The following is a 25,821-nucleotide window of genomic DNA, read 5'->3' as shown; positions in this document are numbered from 1 at the left end:
TTCCGCGCCTTGCCGGCGGGGCCGAAGTCCAGGGAGGAACGCCCCGCCGCTTCCATCCGGAGGCGGCGGGGCGTCCGCGTTCGGTCATGCCTCGCGCGCGTCCCTGTCTCCGGCCAGCGGTGTCGCCAATGGGCGCCTTAGGCGTCGTTTGGCTGTTCCGATGACGGTGTCCAAGATGATGAAGGCCAGCAGGCTCCAGCCCAGCAGCGGCACGAACAACCCGAGAGCGACCATCATGATGATCATGGTGAGGATTCCGGCCCACTGGGCGCGCAGGAACGCGCCCCGTGGCGCGGGGCGGCCGAAGGCCCAGGTGCTGCCGCGGGTGGGACGCCGCTTCCACCACATCACGTAGCCCCAGGAAACCATGGCGGCCAGGCCGACGGCTACGGCGAGCAGGACGAGCTGGTTCGGCAGTCCGAACAACAGCCCCATGTGCGCGGCGATTCCCCAGCGGGTGAGCTTGGCAGCAAGGTTGAAATCGTTGAAGTCGAGCCGGTTGGTGATCCGGCCCGTGGCCGGGTCAATCGCGACGGCGCTGGCCGAAGCCGGCCACTCCCTGCCGGCTTCGGTTACGGACCAGGCCTTGCCGGGCGTGGCCGGGGGCTTAATGTCGATCATCGGTGCGGTAATGATGTCGGCGCGGGCGGCCCGTGCCACGGTGTCGAACACCGAAGGATCGATTTCCGGGGCAGCGGCGGACGGGGTGGCAGAGCCGTGGCCGGAGTGGTCTCCTGCCGCCGCGGAAGCCGGTCCCTTCAGCGAGGTGGACAGGGACGGGGTGGTCCAGTCCAGTGCAGTGCGCAGGGTGGAGATGTTGGCACCGGCGTTCGCCGACCAGGTCAGGCCTGTTGCGGAGAGGAACACGAACGCTACGAGCAGGATCGTTCCGGTGGTGCCGTGCAGCCAGACGATCCGGCCGCGGCGGGATACCTGGCGTGGTTTTGTTGCCGCCGTTTTGTTGTTGGTGGTCCGCTTGCGGCGGATCCTGTCGATCCAGAGCAGCAGGCCGCCGAGGGCGATGACCCACAGCCAGGAGGCCGCGAGTTCACTGTAGACCCGTCCGGGCTCGCCGAAATTCAGGGACCGGTGGAGGTTGGAGATCCAGGACCGCAGCGGCAGGGCACCGCTGCTGCCATACGTGGGAAGGTCTCCACGGATTTCCGCCGTGCCCGGGTCAACGAACAGCGTCCGGTATTGGGATTCTCCCAGGGAAGGATCGGCGAACAGCACCCGGGTGGTGTCTTCCGGACCGGGGGCCGGGCGGACGCTGACCGGGACCGCGCCACCGGCATGTCCGACGGCGGATTTCACCTGGGTCGAGAGCGGCAGGGGCTGGGCAACGGCGGGGACGTGCAGTTCCCGGGTGTAGATGGCTTGTTCCAGAGTAGGGGCCATCGCGTAGAGGCCGCCTGTGACGGCGGCGATGAGCAGGAAAGGCCCGGCGAGGATACCGGCATAGAAGTGGATCCTGAGCATGAATGCCCGGAACCAGCCGGGATCCGCGGACGGGCGCGCCGTACCCAGGACGGGGGTCAGTGGAATGCCCTGCGCTCCGGCAGGGGGCTTCGTCAGAAGGGTCATGAACGTGGTCTTTCAAGTGTTTTCGGCGGGCGGCGCAGGGCACGCCCGGGAGCGGTACCGCGACAAGAGTGCGGCCCGCAAAGATCAAGGCGTCGCGGGGCAGCACGGAGCCACCCGGGACGGAGTGTCCGGCCCGGTGTGAATGGCCTGTGCTTTGTGGGGTTAGTTGCTCTTGGCGGGGCGAGTGCGTGCCAAGGCGGTGACGCCTGCGGCCAGGCCGATCAGGCCCGCTGCAAGGCCGAACCAGCCGGCGGTGGATCCACTGTCATCGGATGCTTTCGCTGCCGCAGGTGCCGGGGTCGCGGCCGGGGATGCCGTGGCCATCGCGGATGCGGCCTCGTCGCTGGCGGTAGTCACGAACGAAGGGGCCGGGTGCTCGGGCTCGGGCTGGCCTTCGACGGTCTTCTCATCCCACTTCACCACCTTGCCATCGGTGTAGGTCTGGGTGGCCGGCAGCGTCACGGTGGTGCCGGCGTCGGGCAGGACGCCTACCGAGATCGAAAACGCCTGGTATTCGTTCTGCCCGATCTGGTGCGTGGCATCGGCGGTCCACACCACCGAGGTGGCGGCCTTGGTTACGGTTGTTCCGGCAACCGTAACGGGTTGGGGCAGGGTGCCGGTGATGACTTCAGCCGTCCAGCCCTCGACTGGTTTCACGGACACCGAGGTGAATGGGGTGTCGGTGGGGAGCGCGACTTCGAGTTTGTTGGTCTTGGCCGTGGGCGACTCGTTGGGGACGTTGAAGGTCAGGTGCGTATAGCCGCCGGCGGCCGGGTCGTCGGGATCAACGTGGACATGGGCGGAGGCGGCAGAGACACCCAAGGCGAGCAGCCCGGCAGCCATCGTGGCGGCGCAGGCGGTCTTGAGGGTACGGCGGAGGGAGGTCTTCATGGCAATGATGCCTTTCACGAAGGAAAAACGGTCAGGAAGCCGGCCAGGACTGTGTCCCGCCGGTGAAGCAACGATCTGCCGCCGGTCCCTGCCCGTATGTGAAAGGGGTCTCAGGCGGCGCGCACCAGAACCGGCGGACCACGCCTGGCCGGCAACCGTCGGCCAAGGCGGTCCACCGGCAGCACGGCAGGTGCCGGGCACGGGCCGGGGACACGGGCCGGCTGGATGGTTGCAGGAGCCAGCAACTGCACAAGGGGCCGTAGCCAGGCGCCCAGCGCGGAGAGCGCCTGTTCACCGCGGGCGAGCACCAGCGCGGTGCCCAGGGTCGCCACCGCATGGGCGGCGAACATATGCCAGTCGTTTACCGCGGCGTGGGCCGGAGCGGCAGCGCTGAACGCCTCCGGTGTCAGGATGGCTGGCGTGTGGCCGGCGTGGCCGGACACCACCGTTACCCCTGAGGGAGTCCCGTCGGACAGGGCGTGGAACGCCCAGTGAAGCCAAGCCTGTCCGGCACCGAGCAGCCCGGCCAGGACCGGCAGCGACAAACGGACCTTCGTCATCACGGCCACAGGGAGCACTGTCAGGGCACAGAGCGCCGTCAGAATGGCAGGCTCGGGCAGGCGACCGCCGCCGGTGAGGTGCCCGCCTGCAGCCAAGCCCAGAATGATGAAACTGATCAACCCGGTGCGGAGGAGCCGGAAAGAAGCACGCGTCGTCATCGGCGGTCCTTTCCGGGTTCACGACTCAGGGTGGGGATTCCCGTAAATTCTACGGTCGCGTCGGTGCAGCGGCCTCAGAGGGAGCAATCATGACAAGCTGCAATCGACTTCTATTCCTCGTCGCCGGAGTCCTCGACCGGTTCAGCGGCGGAGTCGTTGCCGGACAGGCGGCGCCGCACATACAGGCCCCCGGCGAGCATTCCTGCCGCCAGCACAACTGCCACTGCGGCTACTCCCCAGGGAAAGCCGTCCGTTTCGGCTGGTTTCGGCGAAGCGCTCGGCGCTGCGGATCCGGGCGGGGAGCCCGTCCCGGCGGTGAACGAGAACGTCCCCTCGATCGGATGCGAATCGGAGGACACAATGCGCCAGACGACAGTGTAGTGGCCCTTCGGTGCGCCGAGCTGAACGGCCTGCGAGACATGGTTATCCACGATGGCCACCGGGCCATCGGCCTGGTTCGTGCCGCTCTCGTCCTTGACCAGGACCTGGGAACCGAGCGCGATCGGAGTGTTGTTGAACGTCAGCCGCACAACGGACGGAACCGCGGCGACCACCGCCCCGTCGGCCGGATCGGTAGCTTCGAGCACGTCATGCGCAGCCGCCGGCGGCACAGGCGCCAAGGCAAAAACCGCCAATAGTGCCGCAAGGAAGGCGCCCGTCAACGCTCGCGGCCCGCGCCCGGAACGGTATCGAGCATCCACGCCCAATCCTCCTCAGTCACTCGACAAGATTTCTACCCAGTGTAGAACCCAATGCTCCGGCAGGCACCAGCGCTGACGGACCCTCCTCCGCAACCGGGCAGCAGGCCTTTACACCGTTCCGCTTTCGCCATGCTCTTGAACTGCAAGCTGGCGGCACGCTGCCACGGCGACACGCTGGCAGAAGCCTTCGCCTTCGCCGACCAGCTCGTGCACGGCGCCGTCGTCGAACAGTTCGCGGGCGCTGATCCGCTGCTGCTCCGCCAGTTCCCGGGCGTGCGTGGTGTCCCCGTGCACGATCAGGCTGGCGCCTTCGGGCGGCAGCGGCGCCAGCCAGGCATGCTCCGCGGCCACGGTGCGGCGGGCAGCCGCGAGCGCCAGCGCCCCGCCGCCGGTGCCCTCGCCCATCAGGATGGCCACGGTGGGCACCGTGAGCTGCAGGAGCCCGGCGATGCAATCGGCGATGCCCCCGGCGATCGCGGCTTCCTCGGCGCGGACCGACAGCTCGGCGCCCGGAGTGTCGACCACCGTGACCAGCGGCAGCCCGAGGTCCTGCGCCAGGCGCATGCCGCGGCGGGCCTGCGCCAGCCCGGCGGCGTCGAGCACCGCACCGGCGCGCTGGGCCGCACGGTCCTGCCCGACGACGACGACCGGTCGGCCGGCAAGTTCGGCCGTTCCGGGCAGTTCGGCCAGCACGACGGCGGTGCTCGCCGAAAGGTCCCCGCGCCCCGTGCCGGAGAGCCGGACAGTGCGGCCGAAACCGGCGTCGAGCAGTTCCGCCAGCCCCGGACGGCCGGGTACCCGGGTGCGCAGGACCGAGTCCCATGCGGTGCCGGCGCGCTCCCCGGGGACGAAGGCGTCGCTCGCTTCTGCAAACGCCGCGGATTCCCGGCCGGCCAGGATCCCCAGCACCCCGGCGGCGAGGTTCCGGAAGCCCGCGACGTCCAGGACGGCGTCGACCGTTCCATGCGAGAACAAGTGCCCGCTGTGCTGGATGCCGGCGGGAAACTCTTCACCCTTCAGCCCGGCGTAGACCTTGGGTCCGAGGAAGCCCACCAGGGCGCCGGGCTCCGCTACGGTCAGGTGGCCCAGGGACCCCCAGGACGCGAAGACCCCACCCGTGGTGGGATGCCTCAGGTACGACAGGTAGGGCAGGCCGAGCGCTTTGTACGCCGTGAGGGCCTCGGTGATCCGCACCATCTGCAGGAAGGCGAGCGTGCCCTCCTGCATGCGGGTGCCGCCGGAGGCCGGGGCGGCGATGAGGGGCAGCCGGCGCCGGCCCGCTTCCTCGATCGCCGCGACGATCCGGTCCGCCGTGGCCCGGCCGATCGAGCCGCCCAGGAAGGTGAACTCGCTGGCAAGCACGGCGACCGGATGCCCGTCGATCAGGCCCTCGCCGCTCAGGACGGCTTCGTCGGCGCCGCTGCGTTCGCGGGCCCGTTCCAGGTCGTCGAGGTAGGACCGCGCGGCGCCGGCCGGCACGGTGGCGGGCCGGTCCCAGCTGCGGAAGCTGCCGGAATCAAGGAGCTGCCCCAGCAGTTCGGCGCCGCCCAGCCGCAGCGGCCGGGCACGTCCGCTCTCAAGCACCGCCGTCATGGTGTCCCCGAGCCGAGCAGAGCTCCCTCGCCCAGCCAGACACCCTCGTCCAGCCAAGCGCGGATGCTGTCATCGTGCTCGCCCAGCCGCGGCGGGGCGCCGTGCTGGAGACGGGTGGTCTCGGTGCCGTCGCCGTCGAAGAAGCGCAGCGGGGAACCCGGGATCTCGATCCGGCCAAGCGTGGGGTGCTCGATGTCCAGGAGCAGATGCTGGCTGCGCGTCTGCTCCCAGGCGAAGACTTCGTCCAGGGAACGTACCCGGCCGGCCGGAATGCCTGCGGTTTCCAGCCGTGCGAGGAGTTCCTCCGATCCGGTCTCCGCGAAGGCGGCCTCGATGGCTTCAACGAGCGCCGCCCGGTTGGCCACGCGGGACTGGTTGTCCTTCCAGCGTTCGTCCGCGGCTGGCAGCCCGAACTCCGCGGCGAAGCGCTGCCACAACCCCTCCGAACCCACGGCGATCTGCACCGCTCCGCCGGAACAGCGGAAGAGCCCGTACGGCGCGATGGACGGGTGGTGGTTGCCCTGGGCCTGCGGCACTTGGCCGCCCACGGTCCAGCGGGTGCCCTGGAACGCGAGCACGTTCACGATCGAGGAGAGCAGCGAAGTCCGCACCACCTTCCCGCGCCCGGTCTGTTCCCGTTCCAGCAGGGCCGCGAGCACGCCGTAGGCGCCGTGGATGCCGGCCAGCACATCGCCGATCGGCACGCCCACTCGCTGCAGGTCCTCCGGGCCGGAACCGGTGAGGGACATCAGTCCGGCCTCGCCCTGCGCGATCTGGTCGTACCCGGCGCGGCGGCCTTCCGGACCGTCGTGCCCGAAGCCGCTGATGGCCAGTACGACGAGCCGCGGGTTGAGGTCCTCCAGGGTGGCGGGGTCGAAGCCCAACCGGTCCAGGGTGCCGGGGCGGAAGTTCTCGATCAGCACGTCCGCCCGGCGCAGGAGCTCGCGGAGGGTTTCCTTGCCGTCCTCGGACTTCAGGTCCAGGCGCAGGGATTCCTTGTTCCGGTTGCAGGAGAGGAAGTAGGTGGACTCGCGGCCTTCCGGGGTGTCCACGAAAGGCGGCCCCCAGCCGCGGGTGTCGTCGCCGCCGTCGGGATTCTCCACCTTGATGACCCGGGCGCCGAGGTCGCCGAGCATCATGCCGGCGTGCGGTCCGGCGAGCGCGCGGGAGAGGTCGACGACGAGCTTGCCGTCCAGCGGTCCGTTTGCGATGCCCGTCATGCCTGGACCCCGACGGCGGGGCGGCCGGGAAGCGATTCCTCGCCGTCGTCCGCCGTGACCTGGACGGCCAGCGGATTGCGGCGGCGCCGGATGAACTCGCCGATCACAAGGACCAGGAGGTTCGGTGCGAGCGCAAGGAGACCGGAGTCGATCCCGCCGGTGGGGATGTTCCCGAAGGTGATGACGGCGACCGTGAGCGTTCCGGTGATGATGCCCAGGTTGACCGGGACCGCGCCGACGCGCACCTTGCGGCCGATCGCGATCGCGACGGCGGGAGCCAGCTGGGTGAGTCCGCCGTAGGTCAGCAGGAGCAGGGCACCGATGTCCGACTTCGCGAGGCCGAAGGCCAGTGCCAGCCCGACGGCGACGGCGACCACCACGTGGTTGAGCCGGAACCGCAGCTTGGGGTTCTTGACCGTCAGCAGGTTGTTCGAGACGAGCGAGGAGATGCCCATGGCGATGGCGCCGGCGGGGACCATGGCTGCCGCGGCGCCGCCGATCGCGATGACCGCGATGAGGGGCTCGGGCAGGGTGTGCTGGGCGACGCTGAGCAGGACCTGGTTGCCCTTGGTCTTGGGGTCGAGGATGAGGGTGGCGGCGATGCCGGCGGTGATCGGGATGAGCAGGAGGAACTGGTAGACGGCGAGCCACTTGACGTTGTCCCGGAGCACGGCGCCGCTCTTGGCGGCCAGGACCGGCGGCCACAGGTGCGGGAACGTGTTGAGGCCGGCGCCGATGCTGGTGACGAGCACGGAGGTCACCCAGAACGTCGCGTCGAAGCCCGGCCGGTTGATGGTGAGGTAGCTCGGTGCCGTGTCCATGACCTTGGCGAAGATGTCCGGGATGCCGCCGATGCCGGCGATCACGCCGGCCAGGACGATCACCAGCGCAGCGAGCATGGCGAAGTCCTTGAAGACGGCCACCTTGGCGAGGCCGCGGATGCCTGCCCAGATCACGAAGACCACCACCAGGACGCTCGCCACGGCCATGCTGTAGCCGCGCGCCGATTCACTGCCCGTGGCGAGCTGGACGATCAGGCCGAGGCCGGTGATCTGCAGCTGCAGGTAGGGGATCAGGAAGATCGCGCCAACAAGGGCCACGGTCCTGCCCAGTGCCTTGCTCTTGAAGCGGTCCATGAAAAAGTCCGCCATGGTCAGGTAGCCGCGGTTTGCGCCCAGTTCGCGCTGCCGGGGAACCACGAAGTACTGCACGATGCAGGTGATGGTGAGGTAGGCGACGGCGAACAACGCGGCGACACCGCCGCCGAAGGCGATCCCGGCTAGTCCGAGGAAGCTGAAGGTCGTCAGTGATTCGCCTGCCTGGAGGAACCAGGTGGTCCAGCGGGGAAGGTCACGCTTGCCGACCGTCCAGCCGGAGAGCTCGGTCTGGCGGCGGCGGCCCGCGATGCCGAGGGCACCGATGCCGATGATTCCGATGATGATGGCGACGGTAAGCATCAGTGGCCCTCCGGTCCGTTCGAGCCGAGCGCCGCGCGGCGCTGCTCGGAAAGTTCAAGTTCGAGGCGGTCCAGTTCGGCGCCGCCTTCGCGCAGGTAGCTGCGCTCGATGACCTGCAGGGCAGCCACTGTGGCGATGATCATGAGGCCCATCCAGACGATGGCGGCGGGCAGGCCCAGCCACAGCGTGGGAGTGGAAACAAAGGGCAGGAACGGCGTGACGATCATGCCGAGGACGGGGACCGCGGCTATGGCAAGCCGCTTGGGCGATGCGAGGGTGGTGCTCATAGGACTGCAGCTCCTTGGGGACGAACGGCTGAGCAGGACGAGAGTTGTTCGAAGGCCGAAGCGAGGCGGAGCAGGCGGACATCGCTGCCGCGTGCGCCGATCATCTGGAGGCCGACGGGGAGGCCGGAGGGCGTGAAACCGGCCGGGACGGACAGCGCCGGGAGACCCAGCGGGGTGAACAGGTAGGGGGCACGCATCCAGTCGAGGTAGCTGGTCAGCTGCTGCCCTTCGATTTCGGTGGGGTATTCGATGTCCGCGTCGAACGGTGCGACTTGGGAGGCCGGGGCGATCACCAGGTCGTACCGGGTGAAGAACTCCGCCGCTTGCCGGATGAGGCGGGTCATTCCTTCCTCGGCCCGGAAAACGTCCCGGCCGCTCAGTTGCGCCCCTTCGCGGATGTTCGCGGCGAGGAAGTGGTTGAAGAGTTCCGGGTCCGCCGCGAGGTCCTCGCCCAGGGCGGCGTCGAAGCTGGCGGCCCTGAGCACCCGGAAGACTTCCTCCGAACCGTCCAGGTCCGGGCAGGCGAGCTCGACGTGTGCGCCGAGCGCCGCCAGCGCCTTGGCCTGCGGGTCCAGGACATCCAGGACTTCCCGGGCCACCGGGATCCGGCCGCCGAGCGTGGGGGCGTAGGCGATGCGCAGCCCGGCGAAGTCCTGCGGGGACGGCTCGTGCATGAGGTCGTCTTCCGCGGGGAAGAAGGAGAACGGATCATCCGGCGTGGCACCGCGCATGGCGGAGAAAAGCAGCGCGGCGTCTTCGGCGGTGCGGCCCATCGGTCCGGCGATGCCCAGCGGGAAGAAGACGTTGGGGCCGTCGGTGTTGGGGACCATACCCGGTGTCGGGCGCAGGCCCACCACGTTGCAGAACGAGGCCGGGTTGCGCAGGGAGCCGCCCATGTCGCTGCCGTCCGCGATCGGCTGGAAGCCGGAGGCCAGGGCGGCCGCGGCGCCGCCGCTGCTGCCGCCGGCCGACTTGGAAGGGTCGTAGGGGTTCCGGGTGGTGCCGAAGAGCCGGTTGAAGGTGTGGGAGCCAGCCGCGTACTCCGGGATGTTGGTCTTGCCCACCCGGATGGCTCCGGCGTCCAGGATGCGCTGGACGTGCAGGTCGTTCGTCTCCGGCACGAAATCGGCGTGGCGCGGGTGGCCGAACGTGGTCCGCATCCCGGCCGTGAGGGCGGTGTCCTTGAAGCTGATGGGCAGCCCGTGGAGCGGGCCGATCGCTTCGCGGGCGGCGAGCTTGCGATCAGCTTCCGCGGCGGCCGTGCGGGCACCGTCTTCGTCGAGGGTGACCACGGCATTCACCAGTGGGTTGAGGCGGTCGATCTGTTCGAGGTGGGCTTCCAACACCTCGACGGCGGATACCTCACGGGAGCGCAGAAGCGCGGCAAGCTCCACAGCCCCGCGGTATACCAATTCATTCGTCATGATTCATTAAGCCTTTGCTTTGTTTCCGTTTGAGCCGTTCATTCGGCTCTACTGGAGTTAATGAATCACCATAGTGGTGCCAATCACATTTGGCTAGAGGCTTGTCGAAAGTTTCTTTTGGCGCACGGCACTGTCACGCCCGGCAGACTGTGGGCGCGCGCGGAAGGGGAACAGGGCGCGGAAACCGCGGCAGACCGGCGTCGGGAACGCCAAAAAGGCCGCGGCACGTGACGCGCCGCGGCTACGGGAACAGCGTCAGGAGCGTTCGGGCATGCGCACGCCGCCGCGCTTGTACGCGCGGACGATCAGCGAGCTGCGCACGGCGAGGGCGCGTTCGGCCCAGGGCGACTCAAGCATGAAGGCGCGCAGCTCGTTCAGGCCGGCGAGCGTCACGTTGGCCATGAGCTGGAACTCCCCCAGGGCCATGGCGGCGTAGCGCACGCAGGGCTCGCTGCTGAGCAGATGCCCGACGGCGGCAACGTCCGCCGGCGCCGTGCGTACCCAGATGACGGCTTCGATGGGCAGGCCGATGTCCGCAGGCTCCACGATGGCCCGCACGCTCAGGGTGCCTGCCTCGAGCAGCGCATTCAGCCGGCGCCGCACAGCCGGGGCGGAAAGCCCCACAGCTTCTCCGAGTTCGGCCACCGGGACGCGTCCGTCCTCAATCAGCAGCTGCACCAGGCGGGTGTCGACGTCGTCAAGGATGGCGCTGGCACTCGGCCGGGACGGCGGCGAGGGAACGTCCTGCAGGGCCGCGGTTTCCTCGGCGGTGATCGGTCCGGGATGCCAGTCCGCCACCGTGCGGTAGTACTCCAGGAGGGGCCAGGCGTTGACTTCGGTGACGCCCTCGATCTCGGGAAGCTCCGCCAGCACCAGGCTGGACAGCCGCCCGGGCCGCGCCTGGACCTCGAAGAGCAGGCGCGTGGGGCTGGTGAGGGCGTAGAGGAAATTGGCATCCGGATCCTTGGCCAGTTCCCCGGCGATGCCGGCCAGCCTGGCAGGCTCGCACTGGACTTCCACCAGGTGCGTGGGCCCGAGTGTCACGAGCCCGGCAACCCGCACGGTCCCGGACTCAAGCAATGCCATGCCGCGCCGGGTCACGGTGCTGAAGGACTCGCCCAGCACTTCCGCGATGCGCCGCCAGGAGGCGCGGCCGTTGATCTGGAGGGCGCCGACAATCCGTCGGTCCAGCCCGTCCAGCTCGCGCAAAGGTGCGTTCATGACCATCCACCCGATTATGCCGCGTTGCCGGCTGCACCGTTGCACCCGCGCTGCTGCGGGGGCCCGGACCCCGGCAACCTCCGGAATTCAAGCGGCCGTCCTAAAATCATATTTTCGGCATGCCTAAATATTCGGTATCCTCGTAGGCAGACGCCCTGACCATAAGGACCATCGCAATGGCTGCACCCACAATCACCCGAACGCGCACCGGACCGGCAAAGGTATGGTCGCGCCTCCTGCTCCTCGGACCGGCATTCGTGGCCGCCATCGCCTACGTGGATCCTGGCAACGTCGCCGCGAACCTCACGGCCGGGGCGAGCTACGGGTACCTGCTCGTGTGGGTGCTGGTCATGGCCAACGCCATGGCGGTGCTGGTGCAGTACCAGTCGGCGAAGCTGGGCCTGGCCACGGGCATGAGCCTGCCGGAGATCCTCGGGAAGCGCCTGGGCACCAAGCGGCGGCGCCTCTACTGGGCCCAGGCCGAAATCGTTGCCGGAGCTACCGACATGGCCGAGGTCATCGGCGGCGCCGTGGCCCTCAACCTGCTGTTCGGACTTCCCCTGCTGGCCGGCGGTGTCATCATCGGCCTGGCATCGATGGCGCTCCTGGCGCTTCAGTCGCAACGCGGGCAGAAGAGCTTTGAGTACGCCATCCTCGTGCTGCTGGGGGTCATCGCCGTCGGGTTCATGTCCGGTTTGTTCGTCAACGCGCCCGACGGCGGCAGCGCCCTGGGCGGGCTGCTCCCCCGTTTTGAAGGCACGGACACCGTCCTGCTCGCCGCGAGCATGCTGGGCGCCACCGTGATGCCGCATGCGATCTACCTGCACTCAGCACTGGCCCGGGACCGGCACGGCTTCTCCGAGGACCCCGCCGTGCGGACACGGCTGATCCGCGCCACGCGTTTCGACGTCGTCGGAGCCCTGCTGCTGGCCGGCGTCGTGAACATCTCCATGCTGCTGCTGGCGGCCTCAAGCCTCCGCGGCATCGAGGGAACGGACACGATCGCCGGCGCCCACGCCGCCGTCACGTCGGCCCTGGGCCCGGTAATCGGTGTGGTCTTCGCCGTCGGTTTGCTGGCTTCCGGCCTGGCCTCGACGTCGGTGGGCTGCTACGCGGGCGCCACCATCATGGGCGGCCTGCTGAAGGTCCGCGTCCCGCTGCTGGCCCGCCGGGTGATCACCCTGATTCCAGCCCTGATCATCCTGGGGGCCGGCATCGAGCCGACCCTGGCACTGGTGCTCAGCCAGGTACTGCTCAGTTTCGGCATCCCCTTCGCCCTGATTCCGCTGATCCGGTTGACGGGCGACCGCACCGTCATGGGCATCCACGTTGACTCCAGGGCCTTGAAGATCGCGGGCTGGACAAGCGCCACCCTGATCGTGGGACTGAACTGCGTGCTCATCGCGCTCACGGTGGCCGGCCAGTCCTGAGTCCCGGAGGCGCGGTTCCCCGCGCCGCCGTTCAGGCTTCGACCGGCACAGGTGCCAGCAGGGCCGCCATCAGGTGCGGTGCGAAATCCTCTTCGAGTTCCAGCACCAGCTGGCAGTGGGCGCCGGCCTGCTCCGGATACCCGAGGTGCACGCCGCGCAGGTCGCAGACCGTCTGCCCGCGGCCCGGCCCGTTGCCGGCGTCGACCTCCACATGGACTACAGGCGCGGTTCGCAGCGCGACGGCGTCGACGGCCACCGCTGCGGCGAGCGGATCGTGCATCGCCGAGCAGGCGCGGCCGAAGATGCCTTCGTAGAAGCCGTAGTAGTAGCCCAGCATCTCGCCCAGGGCGCGGGCCAAGGGGCTGTCCGAGGCGAGGAGTTCGATGCGGTGTTCCTCCTCCAGCACGTTGCTCATGGTCACGTCCAGCGGCACCAGCTTGATGTTCCACGGGGCAGCGAAGACTTCGCGGGCTGCCTCGGGATCGTTGCCGATGTTGGCCTCGGCCAGCGGGCTGATGTTGCCCGGGACCATCGCGGCGCCGCCCATGATGGTGATCTCGGCGACCAGTTCGGGTAGCCGCGGTTCCAGGCGCAGTGCCTCGGCGATGTTGGTCAGCGGGCCGATGGCCAGCACGCGCAGTTCGCCGGCGTTCCCGCGGGCCAGGCGGACCAGCATTTCGGCGGCGGTTTCGGCCAGCGGCGCTGCATCCGACTTGGGCAGCGCCACCCCGCCGATGCCGTTGGCGCCGTGCACGTGCGGCGCGCCGCCGTCGAAGGCCCTGGCCTGGAAGTCGTGGGCACCCACGGCCACCGGGATCTCAGGACGCCCGGCCAGGCGAAGCAGATCCAGGGTGTTCACGGCGCCGGTGGCGGCCGCCACGTTCCCGCTGACGCTGCCGATGCCGAGCAGCCGGGCCTCCGGCGCGGCCAACAGGTAGGCCAGGGCCAGGGCGTCGTCGATTCCGGTGTCGCAGTCCAGGTAGAAGGGCAGCATGTCTGGGTATCTCTTTTCTGTGGGAGGGTGCGGGCTTAGGCGGAGGCGTCGGGCGCAGGGACCAGGAGGCTGACCAGCAGGGCCGCCGCGGTGATGCCCACCGAAATCCAGAGCGCGACGCCGTAGCCGCCTTGGGTGCCGAGGCCGGCGAAGGGTGCCACGAGGACTACGCCGAGGCTGGCCCCGGTGCCGAAGGAGGCGCCATTGATGCCGGGCAGGGAGCCCGGGGCTTCCTTGGGCGAGAGGAGCACGGAGAGTCCGTTGATGGCGGTGAGGAAGAAACCGTTGTAGAAGATGCCGAGGGCGGCGACGGCGGCCAGGACCGCCCACTCGTTTCCGGCGAAGAGGGCAGCCGCCACGGCGCAGGCGAGGCTCAGCGCGGTGCCGATGCGCAGGGTCCTGATCCAGCCCATGCGGCCCGTCAGCCAGCCGGCCAGTGGCGCGGCGAAGACGCCGATGAGGGCAGCCGGGGTGAGGAAGAGCAGGGCCGAGAGCGAGGCGCTGAAGCCGAAGCCGTTCTTGCCGTCCTGGCTGAGCAGCACCACGGTGAAGTTCATGATCGCGAAGATGCCGGCGAGGGTGAGCACGGTGGTGGCGATGACGGTCCAGACCTGGCGGGAGCGCAGGTGGTGCACGGCGATCAAGGGCGAACTGCGGCGCTTTTCAGCGGCGCAGAAGGCGATGAAGGCGGCCACGGTCCCGCCCAGCAGGGCGAGCGCGGGGACGGAGGTCCAGCCCGCGGAGGAGCCGGTGCTGACGAAGTAGCTAAGGCAGACCAGGAACGCCGAAAGGAAGGCCGCTCCCCACCAGTCCATGCTTCCCGTGCTTATGTTTCCGCTGGCGCTGGCGGTGCTGCGGGCAGGGACGAAACGGATGATGCACACGGCGGCGATCGCGGCGAGGGCCAGGACCACAAGGAAGATCGACTGGAAGCCGAAGGCCTCAGTCATCAGCCCGCCGGCGTAGCCGTCGAACCCTGCGATTCCGCCGTTGACCGCGGCGATGATGCCTACCGAGGTCCCGAAGGAGCGGGCGTCAAGGTTTTCCCGGAGCACGATGTAGGCGAGCGCGAAGATGGCGCTCGACACGCCCTGGAGGAAGCGGCCGACGACCAACAGCGGAAGGCTGGGGGCGAACAGGCAGAGTACGCTGCCCACGGCCATGACCCCGAGCACCAGCAGGAGTGCACGGCGGCGGCCGATGAAGTCGCTCCAGCGGCCCATGATGGGCCCGGAGATGGCGCCGGCAAGGAAGAACATGGACTGCACCTGGGCCACTGCCCCGGCGTCGGCACCGAAATGCGCGCCGATCTGGGGCAGCGCCGGGGTGACCATGCTGGCGTTGAGCTGGAAGGACAGCACGCCCAGCAGGAGCGTGGTGATCAGGACGGCGGCCTTGGGGCGGCGGCCGGCAAGGTGGGCTTCGGCGTCCTGTAGTTCAGCGGGGCCTTGGGAGGCAGGCGCGTTGGCGGGTGAGGAAATCACAACAAACTCCCTTGTTCGTCGGGCGGTGTTTCTCGGGTTGGGGTTGGGGCTGACAGGAACCCTCGGTGGATTCGAGTTGTTATACAAGCATGTATTACGAACAAGTACAACATTTAAGTGTGAAAATGACTACACTGTCCCCCATGACTTCTTCGAACCGCCGCGCCCTCACCGTGCTCGGCAGCATCAACCTTGATCTCATCGCGACGGCGGAGCGCCTCCCGACGGCGGGCGAAACCATCGGCGGCGGCGCACTGAGCAGGCAGCCGGGTGGCAAAGGCGCCAACCAGGCCGCCGCGGCAGCCCGCCTGGACGGCTCGGCCCGGATGATCGGCGCGGTGGGCGAGGACGACGCCGGCCGGGAAATGCTCGAGGCGCTCACCGCCGCGGGAGTGGACGTGTCCGACGTCGCGCACCGCAGCACGCCCACTGGAACCGCGCTGATCGTCGTCGACAGCGCCGGTGAAAACCAGATCGTCGTCTGCCCCGGCGCCAACGGCGAGGTGTCCCTGGACGGCATCGCCTTCGCCGAGGACGAAACGCTCCTCTGCCAGCTCGAGGTGGGCCTGGACGTCGTCGTCGAGGCTTCCCGCAAGCACCGCGGGTTCTTCGCCCTCAACGCCGCCCCGGCGCAGTCCCTGCCCGCCGAACTGGTGGAACGCTGCGACCTGGTGATCGTGAACGAAACCGAATACGAACTCATCCCCGAGCTGGCGCACGCCCGCCTGGTGGCCGTGACTTACGGGAAGGACGGCTCGGCCCTGTTCCGGGACGGCAAGGAGGTGGCCCGCGCCGCCGGCCGCAGCGCCACCGTGGTCAACACGATCGGTGCCGGCGACGCCTTCTGTGCCGCCTTCGTGCTGGGCCTGCGCAACGGCCTGTCCGACGAGCAGGCACTCGCGGCCGCCAATGCGGTGGGGGCCGACGCCGTCGGGCAGCACTCTTCGCAGCCGGAGCTCGGGCGCCTGGACTCCTATGTCGGGGCTGCGTCCGCGTGACGGTGGCCGACACAAACACCGCCCTCCGCATCCGGACGGCGGAGACGAACGATTTCGCCGAGATCCGGCGCATCACGCTCGCCGCCTACCTCGGCGCAGGCCACGTCAGCGAAGGCCACCCCTACCTCGCCATCCTGGGCGACGTGGAACAACGCGCGGGCCACGCCGAGCTGTGGATCGCTGAATGCGACGGCCGGGCCGTGGGCTCCGTGATGCTCACCCACCCGGGCCGGAAATACACCGAGGTTGCGCTCGACGGCGAGATCGAGTTCCGCATGCTGGCCGTGGACCCTGCGGCGCAGGGCCTGGGTGTGGGCCGCGAGATCGTCCGGCGGATCCTGGACCATGCCCGTTCGCTCGAAGGCGTGGAGGCCGTGGCCATCACGAGCGGCGCCTGGATGACACCGGCCCACCGGCTCTACGAATCGTTGGGATTCAGCCGGGTTCCGGAACGGGACTGGAGTTTCGACGGCGGCCCGAGGGATCTATGGGTCTTCCGCCACGGGCTGCGGTAACGGAGTGCCACCTTTCACACTCCTGGGCGTCCGAACCCGTGGGGCCAGAACTTGCTTGGCTCGTCGAACTCGCCCTGGTCTTCGGTCTCGACAACCACCCCGGCAATCACGAACCCTCGCCGCCCGCCACACTCGATTTCGAAGAACTTCAAGCCGTCATCCGGCAACATTCCGGTTTCATCGATGATCCGCTCCACCGCTTCCGGACCGGCGACCGTGACTACAAGGCCTTGCATGAGGGTCTTTGGCATGAACATGGCCTCCACGCTCTGAAACAGGACGTCGATCCGGGTCCTCACGGTCTCATCGGGAAACACCGACTTCGTGCTCCGCAGGAGGAGCCGCTTCAAACTGACCGAGTATGCCCAGACCTGGAACCGACGGTCGGGACGGTCTATCAGCGGCCCGTTCATGGCGCGAACGGATTCGGCTTCGCGCCCATAGGCGCCTTGCTCGATGGCAGCCGACACCAAGAATTCCATGCCCTGCTAAGAACCGACCATTGTGTCATCGATTCATCCTCCGCCTACTCCTTGGTCAACGCCGAAAAAATAGCAAACTTGGCGAAATAAAAGCGCTAGCGAACGAAGGGACCATTCGTCCGGTCTCTATCCGTGGCCCGGTGCCGCGCCTAAGCCCCCGGGCAAGCAACGGGAACTGTAGGGATCACGCCCGACGAAATGAAGCCTTCCGAACTCCGAGCGACGGCTCTAACAAGCCCCTTCTATCTCGAAAAATTCAAACTGTCGGGATCGGGCGGAGCCTCATCCGTAACCCAGGGTCGCTCAAGATCGGAAATCCGCCCGCCGGTAAGCCAAACAATCAATTCCCCAGTCGTCGTTCCATTCGAATCGACGATGGCTGGAATTTCTGCAAGAGGACCATCGGGCTGCATCATCTTTTCGACCTCTTCCGGCACATCGAAGCGAGCCCACCGACCAGGTGTCTCGTCAACGAGACGGGCAGGCTTCGCTTGCTTCGCAAACACTTCCGAGTTGTCTCCCGATGGATTGTCCGAGATTCGGTTCAAGAGGGACAGGATGTACGGTGGCAATTTCGGATCATTGCTCATGCCATATCGACGGTCGTAGTCAAGACCTGCAACCTACGGACGGCCACAACCCGTTGGTTATCGAGCTTCTCGCCTAAGAACCTCTTCGCCTAGTCGTTGACCATCTGCCGTGGTGTCAAGCCAGACGACCTCTCCGGGCATGACGAAAGGATTAGGCTGAGCAGTCCACTCCCTGACAATCCGTGCGACCGCTTCCTCGGGGCTACAGTTCCAAGGGTGATGCCCTGATGTATCGATCTCGCCGGGGGTAAGAAACCCAGCAAGCAGTAGCCTTGAGATTAAACCGATGGACAAGTCCCGTAAGTCCTCGGGATCCGAAATTCCTGATCTACGGGCGAGATCGATGACCTCGGCCGCGCTCACCCAATCGTCGCACGCTCGCGCGAGAAGATCCTCAGAGAGAGTTCTGGCGCTCTCCGGAGTTGTCATTTTTAGATGTGTATCTTTCTAATGGTTCCATAAGGGAATCTAACGTCGATCCCGCGGCCACCGGTCTTGGAAGTTTCTCCGAAACCGATCCTAGCGCCGTCGGGGCGTTCGACCCACGAGCCTTTGTAATCCTGCACTTCGGTTGGCACTAGGCGAGTATTTTCTTGCCGGCCCCTCGTTAGTCCGCCCAGCACGGCGGGAACAGGTCCCTTGAATTCTTCCCTTATCCCCGCGGCTGCCCCATTGGGTGATGCCGCGCCTGGGCTGCTTGTCTCCTGGCGAAACCCGCTGTGGGGTATGCTCACCTCGAATCGAGCATCGGATCTAGCTGAGGGGGATCACGTGCCGATCGATCAAGCGCGCCTAGCTATTGGCGTCCGGGGCGGAGAACGCACGGGCCCGTCGGATGCCGCTGCTCTTGCCCGGTCCGGGATTGCCGGCTGGGCGGCGCGGCTCGGGTCCCCGGGTCCCGAGGACCCGTCCTCCCGCCGGATGGCCCATCTGGGCGGGGTCGTGTCGATTGTGGTTCTGATCCTGTATCTCCTCTGGCGGGTGTTTTTCACGCTGCCGGCAGGCGGGGCGAACCTGGTGATGGCTTGGATCCTAGTGACTTTTGAAGCGCTTCCCCTTCCCGGCCTGATCCTCAAGGTTCTGTCGCTCTGGAATATCGACAGCCGGCCGCCCCCACCGGTCACCGAGCCGCCTGGGGGAATGCGAGTGGCGGTGCTCATCCCGACCTACAATGAACCCGTCGAGGTGCTCTCCCCGACCGTCGCAGCGGCCTGCGCCCTGCAACCAGCCCATGAAACCTGGGTGCTGGACGACGGAGACCGCGAATGGGTCGCCGAGATGTGCGAGGCGTTCGGCGCCAGGTACGTCAGGCGCGAGGTCCATGACCACGCCAAGGCCGGGAACATGAACCATGCCCTGGGGCTGATGGCCGAGGAGAAAGCCGCCGGGGCCGATGGCATCGACATCATTGCCGTGCTTGACTGCGACCACGTCCCCTTGCCGACGTTCCTGACCGCCACCCTGGGCTGGTTCGAGGACGAAAAAGTGGCCCTGATCCAGGGCCCCCAGTCCTTTTATAACAGCGGCGCTTTTGATGACGACGGCATCACCGGCGAGCAGGGGATGTTCTTCAACGTCCTCATGCCTTCCCGCAACGTTCCCGGGGCCGGGCCGTTCTGGTGCGGATCAACATCGCTGCTGCGCGTCAAGGCGCTCCTTGAGGTCGGTGGTGTGGCCACTGAGACAATCACCGAGGACATGCACACCACCTTGAAGCTGATCCGCCTCGGCTGGAAGACCGTCTACCACCACCAGACCTTGGCAGTAGGCCTGGCCCCGTCCACCCCCGACCAGTACCTCCTGCAACGCCGGCGATGGGGCATGGGAGCCATGCAGATCCTGGTCCACGAAAAGCTGTGGGCAGCCAAGACTTGGATGTCCTGGCGGAACTACCACGAATACCTCAACGGCACGCTCTGGTGGCTGGAGGGCATCGGCACCCTCGTCGCGTTCCTGGTCCCCGTGGTGGTGATGTGTTCCGGGGCGCAGACATCCACCGCCGGGCCCGTAGAGTTCACCGCGGTATTCATCCTGATGTTTTCCCTCCGACTGTGGGGCTCCAGACGGCTGATGCGCCGGGAAATCCACTGGCCCACCGCGTTCGCCCTCCGGATCTTCCGTGTCCCGGTCGGCCTAGCCTGCCTGTGGTGGCTCGTCACCCGGAACGTCCTGGAATTCGAAGTGACACCCAAGGGCGGCGCCGGCCGTCGCCAGCGCGGCAGGACACCCGCAGTCCTCACCGGCATGATGATCGCCGTGGCTGCGATTGTTCTCTACGCCGCCGCAGGAGTGCTCGGCTGGGTGCCCTGGACATCGTCGCCGGGATCAACGGTGGCTGCGGGTTCCTGGCTGGTGCTGGCCGCCGTCGTCCTCTGGCTGGGAACACGGCGGATCCGCGCAGCGGAATACGCAACCTCCCGACGCAATGCCCACCGCATCGCGGTGAGTGCCCCGGTCCGGATCAACGGCGCCGCGGGCGAACTCCTGGATATTTCCGTGGGCGGGGCCGCCGTGCGGTTCCCGCAAGGGATCCTGCCGGCGTCGGGCACAGTCCGGCTTGAACTGCCCGGGCAGAGGCCCCTGGCCCTCGAGGTCGTCCGGGTGGTTTCCGTGCCGGACGGCAGCCAGACGGCCTCGTTGAAGGCAGCGGAATCTGACTGGAGGGCATACCGGGGCTTGTCGCTCTGGCTGTTCCATACACCCGACGGCGTGCTGCCGCACTTCCCGGCCGGCGTGCCAGCGGTCGCCTCCTTGCGGTCCTCTGACCTCTAGGACAACCACCGCAGGATGCTCGCCTTTGAGGCTCACCCCTCCACGTACCGGTCCCGGCCTGCGCGGTAGCCGAACACCGCCGCCAACGAACCCACCGCCAAGAACAGGACACCGGCCGCAGCGAAACCGCCCGTGGCTTGGTGCAGCTGGCCCACCAGCAACGTTCCTACAGACCCCACGCCGTAGCCGACCCCCTGCATCATGCCGGAAAGGTGCGCCGCAGTGTGGGCGTCCCTTGTGCGCAGCATGATCATGGTCAAGGCCACCGCGGTGAGGCTGCCTTGGCCCAGGCCCAGCAGTCCCGTCCACAGCCATGCCAGCTCCACCGGCCCGAAGATGCTCAGCGCGAAGCCACCGCCCGTCATCAGCGCCACCACCAAGTTGATCGCCCGCTGGTCCCTCAAACGCGCCGCCAGGCCGGGGGCGAACAGCGAACCGAGCATCTGCAGGGCGATCGAGACGGACACGATCAGCCCGGCGGTGCCCCCGTCGATCCCCCGCTCGCGCAGGATAGGCGCCAGCCACGCGAACACGCTGAAGGACATCATGGCTTGCAGCAGCATGAAGACGGTCACCTGCCAGGCGACAGCCGAACGCCAGACATTCACGCCCTCCACCCGCAGTCGGTGCCGCACGGCGGGCTGGCGCAGCGCCAGAGGAAGGAACAGCAACAGCACGACGGCGGCAGGCAGCGCCCAGAACCAGAGCGCGGAAGTCCAGTGGCCGGCTGCGCGGAACACCGGATAGGTGAAGCCGGCACCGAGCGCAGCGGAGGCGCAGATCGCCGTCGTGTAGAGACCTCCCATGAGGCCGAGCCGGTGCGGGAAGTCGCGCTTCACGAGGCCGGGCAGCAGCACATTGCACAGGGCTATCGCCGCACCGCAGGCGGCGGTTCCTGCCAGCAGGGCGGGCAAATGGCCGGCCCCGGGGAAATCAACGGGACGCAGCAGCAGCCCAAGGCCCAGGACGGCCATGGCGCCGAGCAGCACCCGTTCGGCACCGAAGCGACGGGCCAGCACCGGGGCCAGCGGCGCGAACACGCCCAGCAGCGTGACCGGCACCGTGGTGAGCACCACCACCGCCCAGCCCGGCAGCCCGGCGTCGGCCGTGATCTCCGGAAGCACTGCCGAGAAACTGGAGAACACCGTCCGCAGGTTGAGGCCGATCAGCACCAGGCAAACGCCCAGGTACACGAGGCCTTTCTTCGTGGAGACCCGGGTGGGTGCCGCGGCCGGGACCTCATCGATTTCGGCGTCGACCAGCAGTTCGGGGTTATCGGAGGCGTTGCGAGTCACGCTCCGAAATTTACACGCCGCTGCTATTTCACCGTTCGTTTTCCAAGCCTAAAGTTGTCCCAGCAACACAGGTCTCGCTTCGCCGTCCCGTCGGAAAAGCTGGAGGCCCCATGTCCCGGAACCATCCCTCACCCTCCCCGGAATCCGGCAGTCCCCGGACGGGTGCGGTCTCCCGCAGGATGCTGTTGGGAGCCGCAGGCGCCGTCGGGCTGGCTGCCGCCGCGGCCGCAGAGGCCTCGGCAGCGCAACCCTTGGGAGCACAGCCCTTGGCAGGGCAGCCCCCGGCAGGCACCCCGCGACTGACCTTTGGCGTGGCGACCCCGGGCGGCCCGCTGGACACCGCCGGCCTGAATGAGGTGACGCGCCTGGCCGGCGAGGCACCGCGGCTGCTCCTCTTCTACGAGGACTTCCAACAGTCCGTTCCGCTCGCCGAGGTGCGGGCCAGCCTGTCCCGTGGAGCCCGGCCCGTGATCACCTGGGAGCCCTGGGTCTGGGGTGGCGGCCTCCAACAGCCGGCCTATGCCCTCTCCAAAATCGCCGCGGGCGCCTTCGACAGCTACCTCCGCTCCTGGGCCACAGCCCTGGCCCCCTACGGAAACCAGGTGACCATCCGTTTCGCCCACGAAATGAACGGCAACTGGTACCCCTGGTGCCCCGGCGTCAACGGCACCACCGCGGGCGACTACCTGGCCGCGTGGAACCACATCCACTCGCTGTTCGAAGCCAACGGGGCCCGGCCGCTGTGGCTGTGGTCCGTGAACGATCCCTTCCCCGGTTCCGTGCCTCTCGCCGAGGTGTACCCCGGAAACGGCGTCGCGGACCAGCTGGGGCTGGACTCCTACAACTTCGGGACGAGCCAGAGCTGGTCCACCTGGAAGACGCCTTCGCAGGTCTTCGCCCCAGGGCTCGGCGCGCTGCGCGCACTCGGCACCGGCAAGCGGATCGTCATCTCCGAAACCGCCTCCAGCGAACTCGGCGGTTCAAAACCCAACTGGATCAGGGACGCCATCCCGTACCTCGACGCACAGCCGGACGTGGACGCCTTCATCTGGTTCCATTTCCTCAAGGAAACGGACTGGCGGATCAACAGCAGCCGGGCCTCGGCCACGGCGTTCAAGAGGGCCCTCGCCGCCCGTACCTTCGCCTGAGCCAAGCCCTGCGGCGCCCCGGCCTCCTGACGCCCGCCCGGGCGGGCCGTTTTACCTCCCCGAATTTTGGCGACCTGCTGAAATTTCGGCGGGTCAACTAAAACCAGGCAGGCTGCACCGGAGGTTATGCACAGGCCACCTCTGCGGCGCCCCGGCCCCCTGACGCCCGGCTATCCTGAAAGGGATGAGCACCCCCGATATTCCGCAGTCCCCCATGCCCCGTCCCGTCACCCCCGGCAGCCAGGCCTCTTTCGGCACCTACGGCGGCCGTCCGGTCAGCTTCGTGCGCCGCGGGACGCGCCTGCAGGGCCGCCGGCAGCAGGCCTGGGACGAGCACGCGGACCGCTGGGTACTGGACGTGCCGCGGCACGTCGCCAATACTTCCGTGCACCCTGATTACGTGTTCGACGCCGAAGCGGAGTTCGGCCGCAAGGCCCCCCTGATAGTGGAAATCGGCTCGGGTCTGGGCGAGGCCGTCTGCCACGCAGCCGAAGAGAACCCGGACAAGGATTTCCTCGCGGTCGAGGTCTACACCCCCGGACTGGCGAACACCCTGATCAAGATCGCCAGCCGCGGCTTGGACAACGTGCGCGTCGTCGAAGCGAACGCCCCCGAGGTGCTGGCCAGCATGCTGCCCGCCGGCTCGGTCAGCGAGGTCTGGGTCTTCTTCCCGGACCCCTGGCACAAGTCCCGGCACCACAAGCGCCGCCTGATCCAGCCGGAGTTCGCCGGCCTCGTGGCCCGGGTCCTCGAGAAAGGCGGTCTGTGGCGGGTCGCCACCGACTGGTCCAACTACGCCGTCCACGTCCGGAACGTCCTGGCCGGGTCCGCCGACTTCGAGAACCTGCACGACGGCGAACGCTCCGGTCCCGAGAGCCCGCTCACCAAGGTGTGGGAATCCGGCGTCGAATCCGTGGTGGGCGGCGCGCCCGTCAAGGAGGGCCGCGCACCGGTGAGCACCGAACATACCGGCCCGAACGAAGGCGTGGACCACGTAGGCGGATGGGCTCCGCGCTTCGACGGCCGCATCCGCACGAGCTTCGAGAGCAAGGCCCACGAGGCCGGCCGCATGATTTTCGACCTCTGCTACCGCAGGATGTAACGGCACAAATATTGGGGGAAAAATGAGCCATCAGGAAGCACCGGCCTACAGTCCGCAGCGCCCGCCGTCGGCGCAGCAGCAGCCGTCCCAGCCGTCACAGGACAGGCGGGGCCTGGCCGCGGGGATCGCAAGCATTGTGTGCGCGGTGCTGGCGCCGGCGGTGGTTTACGTGAACCTCCTCGTTTTCGTGATCTTGATGATTTTCGAGAAGGTGCCTCCGATTGCAGATGTTCTGGTGGTGGCCGGGGTGCTGGACCTGCTCGCCATCGGCTGCGGCGTGCTCGCGATCCGGCGTTCCAGGCGCATGAACGCCGGACGCATCACAGGCACCATCGGCCTGTGCATCACGGGGTCGTTTGTCTTGTATGTGCTGGCGTCGTTCCTCATTTCCACCTTCTCCGGGACAGGCCGCTGATGCCCCAGGTACGCGCGGAGCGGTTCATCCGCCTCGACCCCGAAACGGCATTCGCCATGTCCCAGACCACCGGCGCCTTCCGCCTGAAATGGGACCCGTTCATTTCCGCGCAGTCCTTTGCCGACGGCGCCACGGCCGCCGGCAAAGGCGTCCGCACCCGCACCGTCTCCCGGACGGGCCTGCGCATGGTGAGCGAATACGTCTCGTACGCCCCGCCCAGGAACGTGGGCATGACCATGGTGGCCGGGCCCTGGTTCTTCGAAAATTTCGGCGGCGGCTGGCGCTTCACCCCCGACGACGGCGGCACCCGCGCCGTCTGGAAGTACACCTTTTCCTGCAGACCGGCTTTCCTGAAGCCGCTTGCGGAACGGATCGGCGGCTGGCTGCTGGGACGGGAAATCGAACGGCGGATCGACGCCTTCGCGAAGGCCTGCGAGGACCCGGAACTGCTGGCCGAATTCCGGCGGGGGCAATGACTGTCAGCCAGGATCAGGAACGATCCGAATTGATCCCCGGCAGCCTCCCGGCGGACGCCTATCCAGGCCGGGAACAGATCAGTACGCACTGGGCTTCACTCGGATACCCAAGTGAAGCCGTGGCGCGGCATTGGGAAAGCCGTTCGTGTGGAGCCTTAAGTCTTCGCATGGCCTACCGCCTCCTCTTGGATCACCTGATCGATCCGGCTTCGCTCACCGAGGAACTGCTTGCCGACGGCGCGTACAGCGAAAGAAAAGGATGGCTACATGCAGGGCTGGCGGCCCACGCAAGGAGCACGGGGCTCCAAGCAGAGCTTGTCACCTTCAACGATCCGGGGGACTTCGCCGGATCGTTGCGGTCCCCCGGTGTGTGCATCGCCTCCGTCGGGAGATCCTTTGATGAGCCGGGCACTCAGGGACACCTGGTCCTCGCGTCCGGAATCACCAAGAATGGACAAGTCAAAGTGCACGACCCCAACGGATCGAGCGCTCCTGGCGGAGACAAACGTGTGCCTCTCGATGTCTTCTGGGAACACTTTTCGGGGCGGGCCCTCTATCTCCGTGAATAGGACCGCCCATCACCAACTTTGCCCCGCCCCTCCACCGCCCGGTACCCTGTGAAGCGTGCAGCCCGATGGCGGCACGCGCTTATGATCTGCGGCGGGAGAGTCCTGCCGGTACATCCAACAGGCGCCGTAGGAGCAAACCCTCCCCGGGAATCTCTCAGGCCCATGTACCGCCGCGGCAAGGCACCTCTGGAAAGCAGCCCGGCTGAACACAGCAACCGGGCTCACCGACGGGGCAAGCCCCTCCTGCACAGGAGCGGCGCGGAATCTCTCAGGTCCAATACAGAGCGGGGAGGAACCACATCATCGTGGCGCCCCCGCGCCACCTGAGTCCTGGAGTTCCCCATGACCCTGGCACCTGAAGGCCGCAAGTTGCTGCGTGTTGAGCAGCGCAACAAAGCGGTCCCGGTCGAACGCAAGCCCGAGTGGATCAAGGCCAAGGTCCAGATGGGGCCCG

The 25,821-nt window shown here is 67.7% G+C and carries 24 protein-coding genes, 1 pseudogene and 2 riboswitches; of the genes and pseudogenes, 10 read left to right on the top strand and 15 right to left on the bottom strand.

The window, feature by feature from the left end; translation table 11 throughout:
- Positions 1-84: 84 nt before the first annotated feature.
- The 10 genes from ACNQPB_RS00125 to ACNQPB_RS00080 all read right to left on the bottom strand — a co-directional run bounded on the left by ACNQPB_RS00125 (position 85) and on the right by ACNQPB_RS00080 (position 11,103).
- Positions 85-1,584: a PepSY-associated TM helix domain-containing protein gene (locus ACNQPB_RS00125; protein ID WP_498748060.1), complete on the bottom strand. Its 1,500-nt coding sequence runs from the start codon at positions 1,582-1,584 to the stop codon at positions 85-87.
- A 162-nt stretch (positions 1,585-1,746) separates the two neighbouring features.
- Positions 1,747-2,475, bottom strand: coding sequence for a YcnI family copper-binding membrane protein (locus tag ACNQPB_RS00120; RefSeq protein ID WP_498748058.1), 729 nt, complete (start codon positions 2,473-2,475; stop codon positions 1,747-1,749).
- A gap of 110 nt (positions 2,476-2,585) precedes the next feature.
- The gene (locus tag ACNQPB_RS00115; protein ID WP_498748056.1) at positions 2,586-3,194 is read right to left on the bottom strand and encodes a hypothetical protein; all 609 of its coding nucleotides are present in this window, start codon (positions 3,192-3,194) and stop codon (positions 2,586-2,588) included.
- A 110-nt stretch (positions 3,195-3,304) separates the two neighbouring features.
- Positions 3,305-3,895, bottom strand: a complete 591-nt coding sequence (locus ACNQPB_RS00110; protein WP_498748054.1) for a copper resistance CopC family protein — start codon at positions 3,893-3,895, stop codon at positions 3,305-3,307.
- Between the two features lie 108 nt (positions 3,896-4,003).
- Positions 4,004-5,488, bottom strand: coding sequence for a carboxyl transferase domain-containing protein (locus tag ACNQPB_RS00105; protein ID WP_498748052.1), 1,485 nt, complete (start codon positions 5,486-5,488; stop codon positions 4,004-4,006).
- Positions 5,485-6,708 (bottom strand): CaiB/BaiF CoA transferase family protein, encoded by a 1,224-nt coding sequence (locus tag ACNQPB_RS00100; RefSeq protein WP_498748051.1) that lies wholly within the window; start codon positions 6,706-6,708, stop codon positions 5,485-5,487. Before ACNQPB_RS00100 ends, ACNQPB_RS00105 begins: the two co-directional genes overlap by 4 nt.
- Positions 6,705-8,165 carry a sodium:solute symporter family protein gene (locus tag ACNQPB_RS00095; protein ID WP_498748049.1) on the bottom strand — a complete coding sequence of 487 codons (1,461 nt, stop codon included), beginning with the start codon at positions 8,163-8,165 and terminating at the stop codon, positions 6,705-6,707. The genes ACNQPB_RS00100 and ACNQPB_RS00095 overlap by 4 nt, the downstream gene beginning before the upstream one ends.
- Positions 8,165-8,452: a hypothetical protein gene (locus ACNQPB_RS00090; protein ID WP_498748047.1), complete on the bottom strand. Its 288-nt coding sequence runs from the start codon at positions 8,450-8,452 to the stop codon at positions 8,165-8,167. The genes ACNQPB_RS00095 and ACNQPB_RS00090 overlap by 1 nt, the downstream gene beginning before the upstream one ends.
- A complete protein-coding gene (locus ACNQPB_RS00085) occupies positions 8,449-9,876 on the bottom strand; it encodes an amidase family protein (protein WP_498748046.1) in 1,428 nt (475 codons plus the stop codon). The genes ACNQPB_RS00090 and ACNQPB_RS00085 overlap by 4 nt, the downstream gene beginning before the upstream one ends.
- A gap of 255 nt (positions 9,877-10,131) precedes the next feature.
- Positions 10,132-11,103, bottom strand: a complete 972-nt coding sequence (locus ACNQPB_RS00080) for an Lrp/AsnC family transcriptional regulator (protein WP_498748044.1) — start codon at positions 11,101-11,103, stop codon at positions 10,132-10,134.
- A gap of 170 nt (positions 11,104-11,273) precedes the next feature.
- Here ACNQPB_RS00080 and ACNQPB_RS00075 point away from each other — a divergent pair, with 170 nt between their 5' ends.
- The gene (locus tag ACNQPB_RS00075) at positions 11,274-12,527 is read left to right on the top strand and encodes an Nramp family divalent metal transporter (RefSeq protein WP_498748042.1); all 1,254 of its coding nucleotides are present in this window, start codon (positions 11,274-11,276) and stop codon (positions 12,525-12,527) included.
- 31 nt (positions 12,528-12,558) lie between these two features.
- Here ACNQPB_RS00075 and ACNQPB_RS00070 read toward each other — a convergent pair whose 3' ends face one another.
- Together ACNQPB_RS00070 and ACNQPB_RS00065 are read right to left on the bottom strand one after the other, a co-directional pair.
- Complete coding sequence (locus tag ACNQPB_RS00070; protein ID WP_498748040.1) at positions 12,559-13,521, bottom strand: nucleoside hydrolase; 963 nt, start codon at positions 13,519-13,521, stop codon at positions 12,559-12,561.
- A 35-nt stretch (positions 13,522-13,556) separates the two neighbouring features.
- Entirely contained in the window at positions 13,557-15,002 is a 1,446-nt protein-coding gene (locus tag ACNQPB_RS00065) for an MFS transporter (RefSeq protein ID WP_498749044.1), read from the bottom strand.
- A gap of 146 nt (positions 15,003-15,148) precedes the next feature.
- Here ACNQPB_RS00065 and ACNQPB_RS00060 point away from each other — a divergent pair, with 146 nt between their 5' ends.
- Positions 15,149-16,003: a ribokinase gene (locus ACNQPB_RS00060; RefSeq protein ID WP_498748038.1), complete on the top strand. Its 855-nt coding sequence runs from the start codon at positions 15,149-15,151 to the stop codon at positions 16,001-16,003.
- 2 nt (positions 16,004-16,005) lie between these two features.
- Complete coding sequence (locus ACNQPB_RS00055; protein ID WP_498748036.1) at positions 16,006-16,518, top strand: GNAT family N-acetyltransferase; 513 nt, start codon at positions 16,006-16,008, stop codon at positions 16,516-16,518.
- A 14-nt stretch (positions 16,519-16,532) separates the two neighbouring features.
- Here the strand turns inward: ACNQPB_RS00055 and ACNQPB_RS00050 are convergent, their stop codons facing one another.
- Both ACNQPB_RS00050 and ACNQPB_RS00045 read right to left on the bottom strand, forming a co-directional pair.
- Entirely contained in the window at positions 16,533-16,988 is a 456-nt protein-coding gene (locus ACNQPB_RS00050) for a hypothetical protein (RefSeq protein ID WP_498748034.1), read from the bottom strand.
- A 254-nt stretch (positions 16,989-17,242) separates the two neighbouring features.
- A complete protein-coding gene (locus ACNQPB_RS00045; RefSeq protein WP_498748032.1) occupies positions 17,243-17,590 on the bottom strand; it encodes a hypothetical protein in 348 nt (115 codons plus the stop codon).
- Between the two features lie 1,035 nt (positions 17,591-18,625).
- On the opposite strand from ACNQPB_RS00045, the gene ACNQPB_RS00040 reads away from it, so the two are divergent.
- Positions 18,626-20,362, top strand: a complete 1,737-nt coding sequence (locus ACNQPB_RS00040) for a glycosyltransferase family 2 protein (RefSeq protein WP_498748030.1) — start codon at positions 18,626-18,628, stop codon at positions 20,360-20,362.
- Positions 20,363-20,394: 32 nt separating this feature from the next.
- Here ACNQPB_RS00040 and ACNQPB_RS00035 read toward each other — a convergent pair whose 3' ends face one another.
- Entirely contained in the window at positions 20,395-21,657 is a 1,263-nt protein-coding gene (locus ACNQPB_RS00035) for an MFS transporter (protein WP_498748028.1), read from the bottom strand.
- A gap of 110 nt (positions 21,658-21,767) precedes the next feature.
- On the opposite strand from ACNQPB_RS00035, the gene ACNQPB_RS00030 reads away from it, so the two are divergent.
- From ACNQPB_RS00030 to ACNQPB_RS00005, 6 genes and pseudogenes are all read left to right on the top strand, one after another.
- Positions 21,768-22,805 carry a glycoside hydrolase family 26 protein gene (locus ACNQPB_RS00030; RefSeq protein ID WP_498748026.1) on the top strand — a complete coding sequence of 346 codons (1,038 nt, stop codon included), beginning with the start codon at positions 21,768-21,770 and terminating at the stop codon, positions 22,803-22,805.
- A 184-nt stretch (positions 22,806-22,989) separates the two neighbouring features.
- On the top strand, positions 22,990-23,907 hold the full coding sequence (gene trmB, locus ACNQPB_RS00025; RefSeq protein ID WP_498748024.1) for a tRNA (guanosine(46)-N7)-methyltransferase TrmB: 918 nt from the start codon (positions 22,990-22,992) through the stop codon (positions 23,905-23,907).
- A gap of 22 nt (positions 23,908-23,929) precedes the next feature.
- A complete protein-coding gene (locus ACNQPB_RS00020; RefSeq protein WP_498748022.1) occupies positions 23,930-24,322 on the top strand; it encodes a hypothetical protein in 393 nt (130 codons plus the stop codon).
- Positions 24,322-24,798 (top strand): SRPBCC family protein, encoded by a 477-nt coding sequence (locus ACNQPB_RS00015; RefSeq protein WP_498748020.1) that lies wholly within the window; start codon positions 24,322-24,324, stop codon positions 24,796-24,798. The genes ACNQPB_RS00020 and ACNQPB_RS00015 overlap by 1 nt, the downstream gene beginning before the upstream one ends.
- Positions 24,799-24,965: 167 nt before the next feature.
- Positions 24,966-25,367: a hypothetical protein gene (locus ACNQPB_RS00010; RefSeq protein WP_498748018.1), complete on the top strand. Its 402-nt coding sequence runs from the start codon at positions 24,966-24,968 to the stop codon at positions 25,365-25,367.
- A gap of 82 nt (positions 25,368-25,449) precedes the next feature.
- Positions 25,450-25,547, top strand: a riboswitch (glycine riboswitch).
- Between the two features lies 1 nt (position 25,548).
- Positions 25,549-25,660, top strand: a riboswitch (glycine riboswitch).
- Between the two features lie 49 nt (positions 25,661-25,709).
- Positions 25,710-25,821: pseudogene (locus ACNQPB_RS00005) on the top strand (lipoyl synthase); the annotation flags it as partial.

The sequence above is a fragment of the Curtobacterium sp. LFS079 genome (assembly GCF_047977865.1).
Lineage (GTDB): Bacteria > Actinomycetota > Actinomycetes > Actinomycetales > Micrococcaceae > Arthrobacter.
The sequence above is the reverse complement of the archived record's forward strand: the minus strand, read 5'-3'. Positions and strand labels throughout refer to the sequence as shown.

Excerpts from the sequence above, each read along its gene's own strand:
- ACNQPB_RS00125 (WP_498748060.1), bottom strand. The coding sequence starts at position 1,584 with ATGACCCTTCTGACGAAGCCCCCTGCCGGAGCGCAGGGCATTCCACTG.
- ACNQPB_RS00120 (WP_498748058.1), bottom strand. The coding sequence starts at position 2,475 with ATGAAGACCTCCCTCCGCCGTACCCTCAAGACCGCCTGCGCCGCCACG.
- ACNQPB_RS00115 (WP_498748056.1), bottom strand. The coding sequence starts at position 3,194 with ATGACGACGCGTGCTTCTTTCCGGCTCCTCCGCACCGGGTTGATCAGT.
- ACNQPB_RS00105 (WP_498748052.1), bottom strand. The coding sequence starts at position 5,488 with ATGACGGCGGTGCTTGAGAGCGGACGTGCCCGGCCGCTGCGGCTGGGC.
- ACNQPB_RS00100 (WP_498748051.1), bottom strand. The coding sequence starts at position 6,708 with ATGACGGGCATCGCAAACGGACCGCTGGACGGCAAGCTCGTCGTCGAC.
- ACNQPB_RS00095 (WP_498748049.1), bottom strand. The coding sequence starts at position 8,165 with ATGCTTACCGTCGCCATCATCATCGGAATCATCGGCATCGGTGCCCTC.
- ACNQPB_RS00090 (WP_498748047.1), bottom strand. The coding sequence starts at position 8,452 with ATGAGCACCACCCTCGCATCGCCCAAGCGGCTTGCCATAGCCGCGGTC.
- ACNQPB_RS00085 (WP_498748046.1), bottom strand. The coding sequence starts at position 9,876 with ATGACGAATGAATTGGTATACCGCGGGGCTGTGGAGCTTGCCGCGCTT.
- ACNQPB_RS00080 (WP_498748044.1), bottom strand. The coding sequence starts at position 11,103 with ATGGTCATGAACGCACCTTTGCGCGAGCTGGACGGGCTGGACCGACGG.
- ACNQPB_RS00075 (WP_498748042.1), top strand. The coding sequence starts at position 11,274 with ATGGCTGCACCCACAATCACCCGAACGCGCACCGGACCGGCAAAGGTA.
- ACNQPB_RS00070 (WP_498748040.1), bottom strand. The coding sequence starts at position 13,521 with ATGCTGCCCTTCTACCTGGACTGCGACACCGGAATCGACGACGCCCTG.
- ACNQPB_RS00060 (WP_498748038.1), top strand. The coding sequence starts at position 15,149 with ATGACTTCTTCGAACCGCCGCGCCCTCACCGTGCTCGGCAGCATCAAC.
- ACNQPB_RS00045 (WP_498748032.1), bottom strand. The coding sequence starts at position 17,590 with ATGAGCAATGATCCGAAATTGCCACCGTACATCCTGTCCCTCTTGAAC.
- ACNQPB_RS00030 (WP_498748026.1), top strand. The coding sequence starts at position 21,768 with ATGTCCCGGAACCATCCCTCACCCTCCCCGGAATCCGGCAGTCCCCGG.
- trmB (WP_498748024.1), top strand. The coding sequence starts at position 22,990 with ATGAGCACCCCCGATATTCCGCAGTCCCCCATGCCCCGTCCCGTCACC.
- ACNQPB_RS00020 (WP_498748022.1), top strand. The coding sequence starts at position 23,930 with ATGAGCCATCAGGAAGCACCGGCCTACAGTCCGCAGCGCCCGCCGTCG.
- ACNQPB_RS00015 (WP_498748020.1), top strand. The coding sequence starts at position 24,322 with ATGCCCCAGGTACGCGCGGAGCGGTTCATCCGCCTCGACCCCGAAACG.
- ACNQPB_RS00010 (WP_498748018.1), top strand. The coding sequence starts at position 24,966 with ATGGCCTACCGCCTCCTCTTGGATCACCTGATCGATCCGGCTTCGCTC.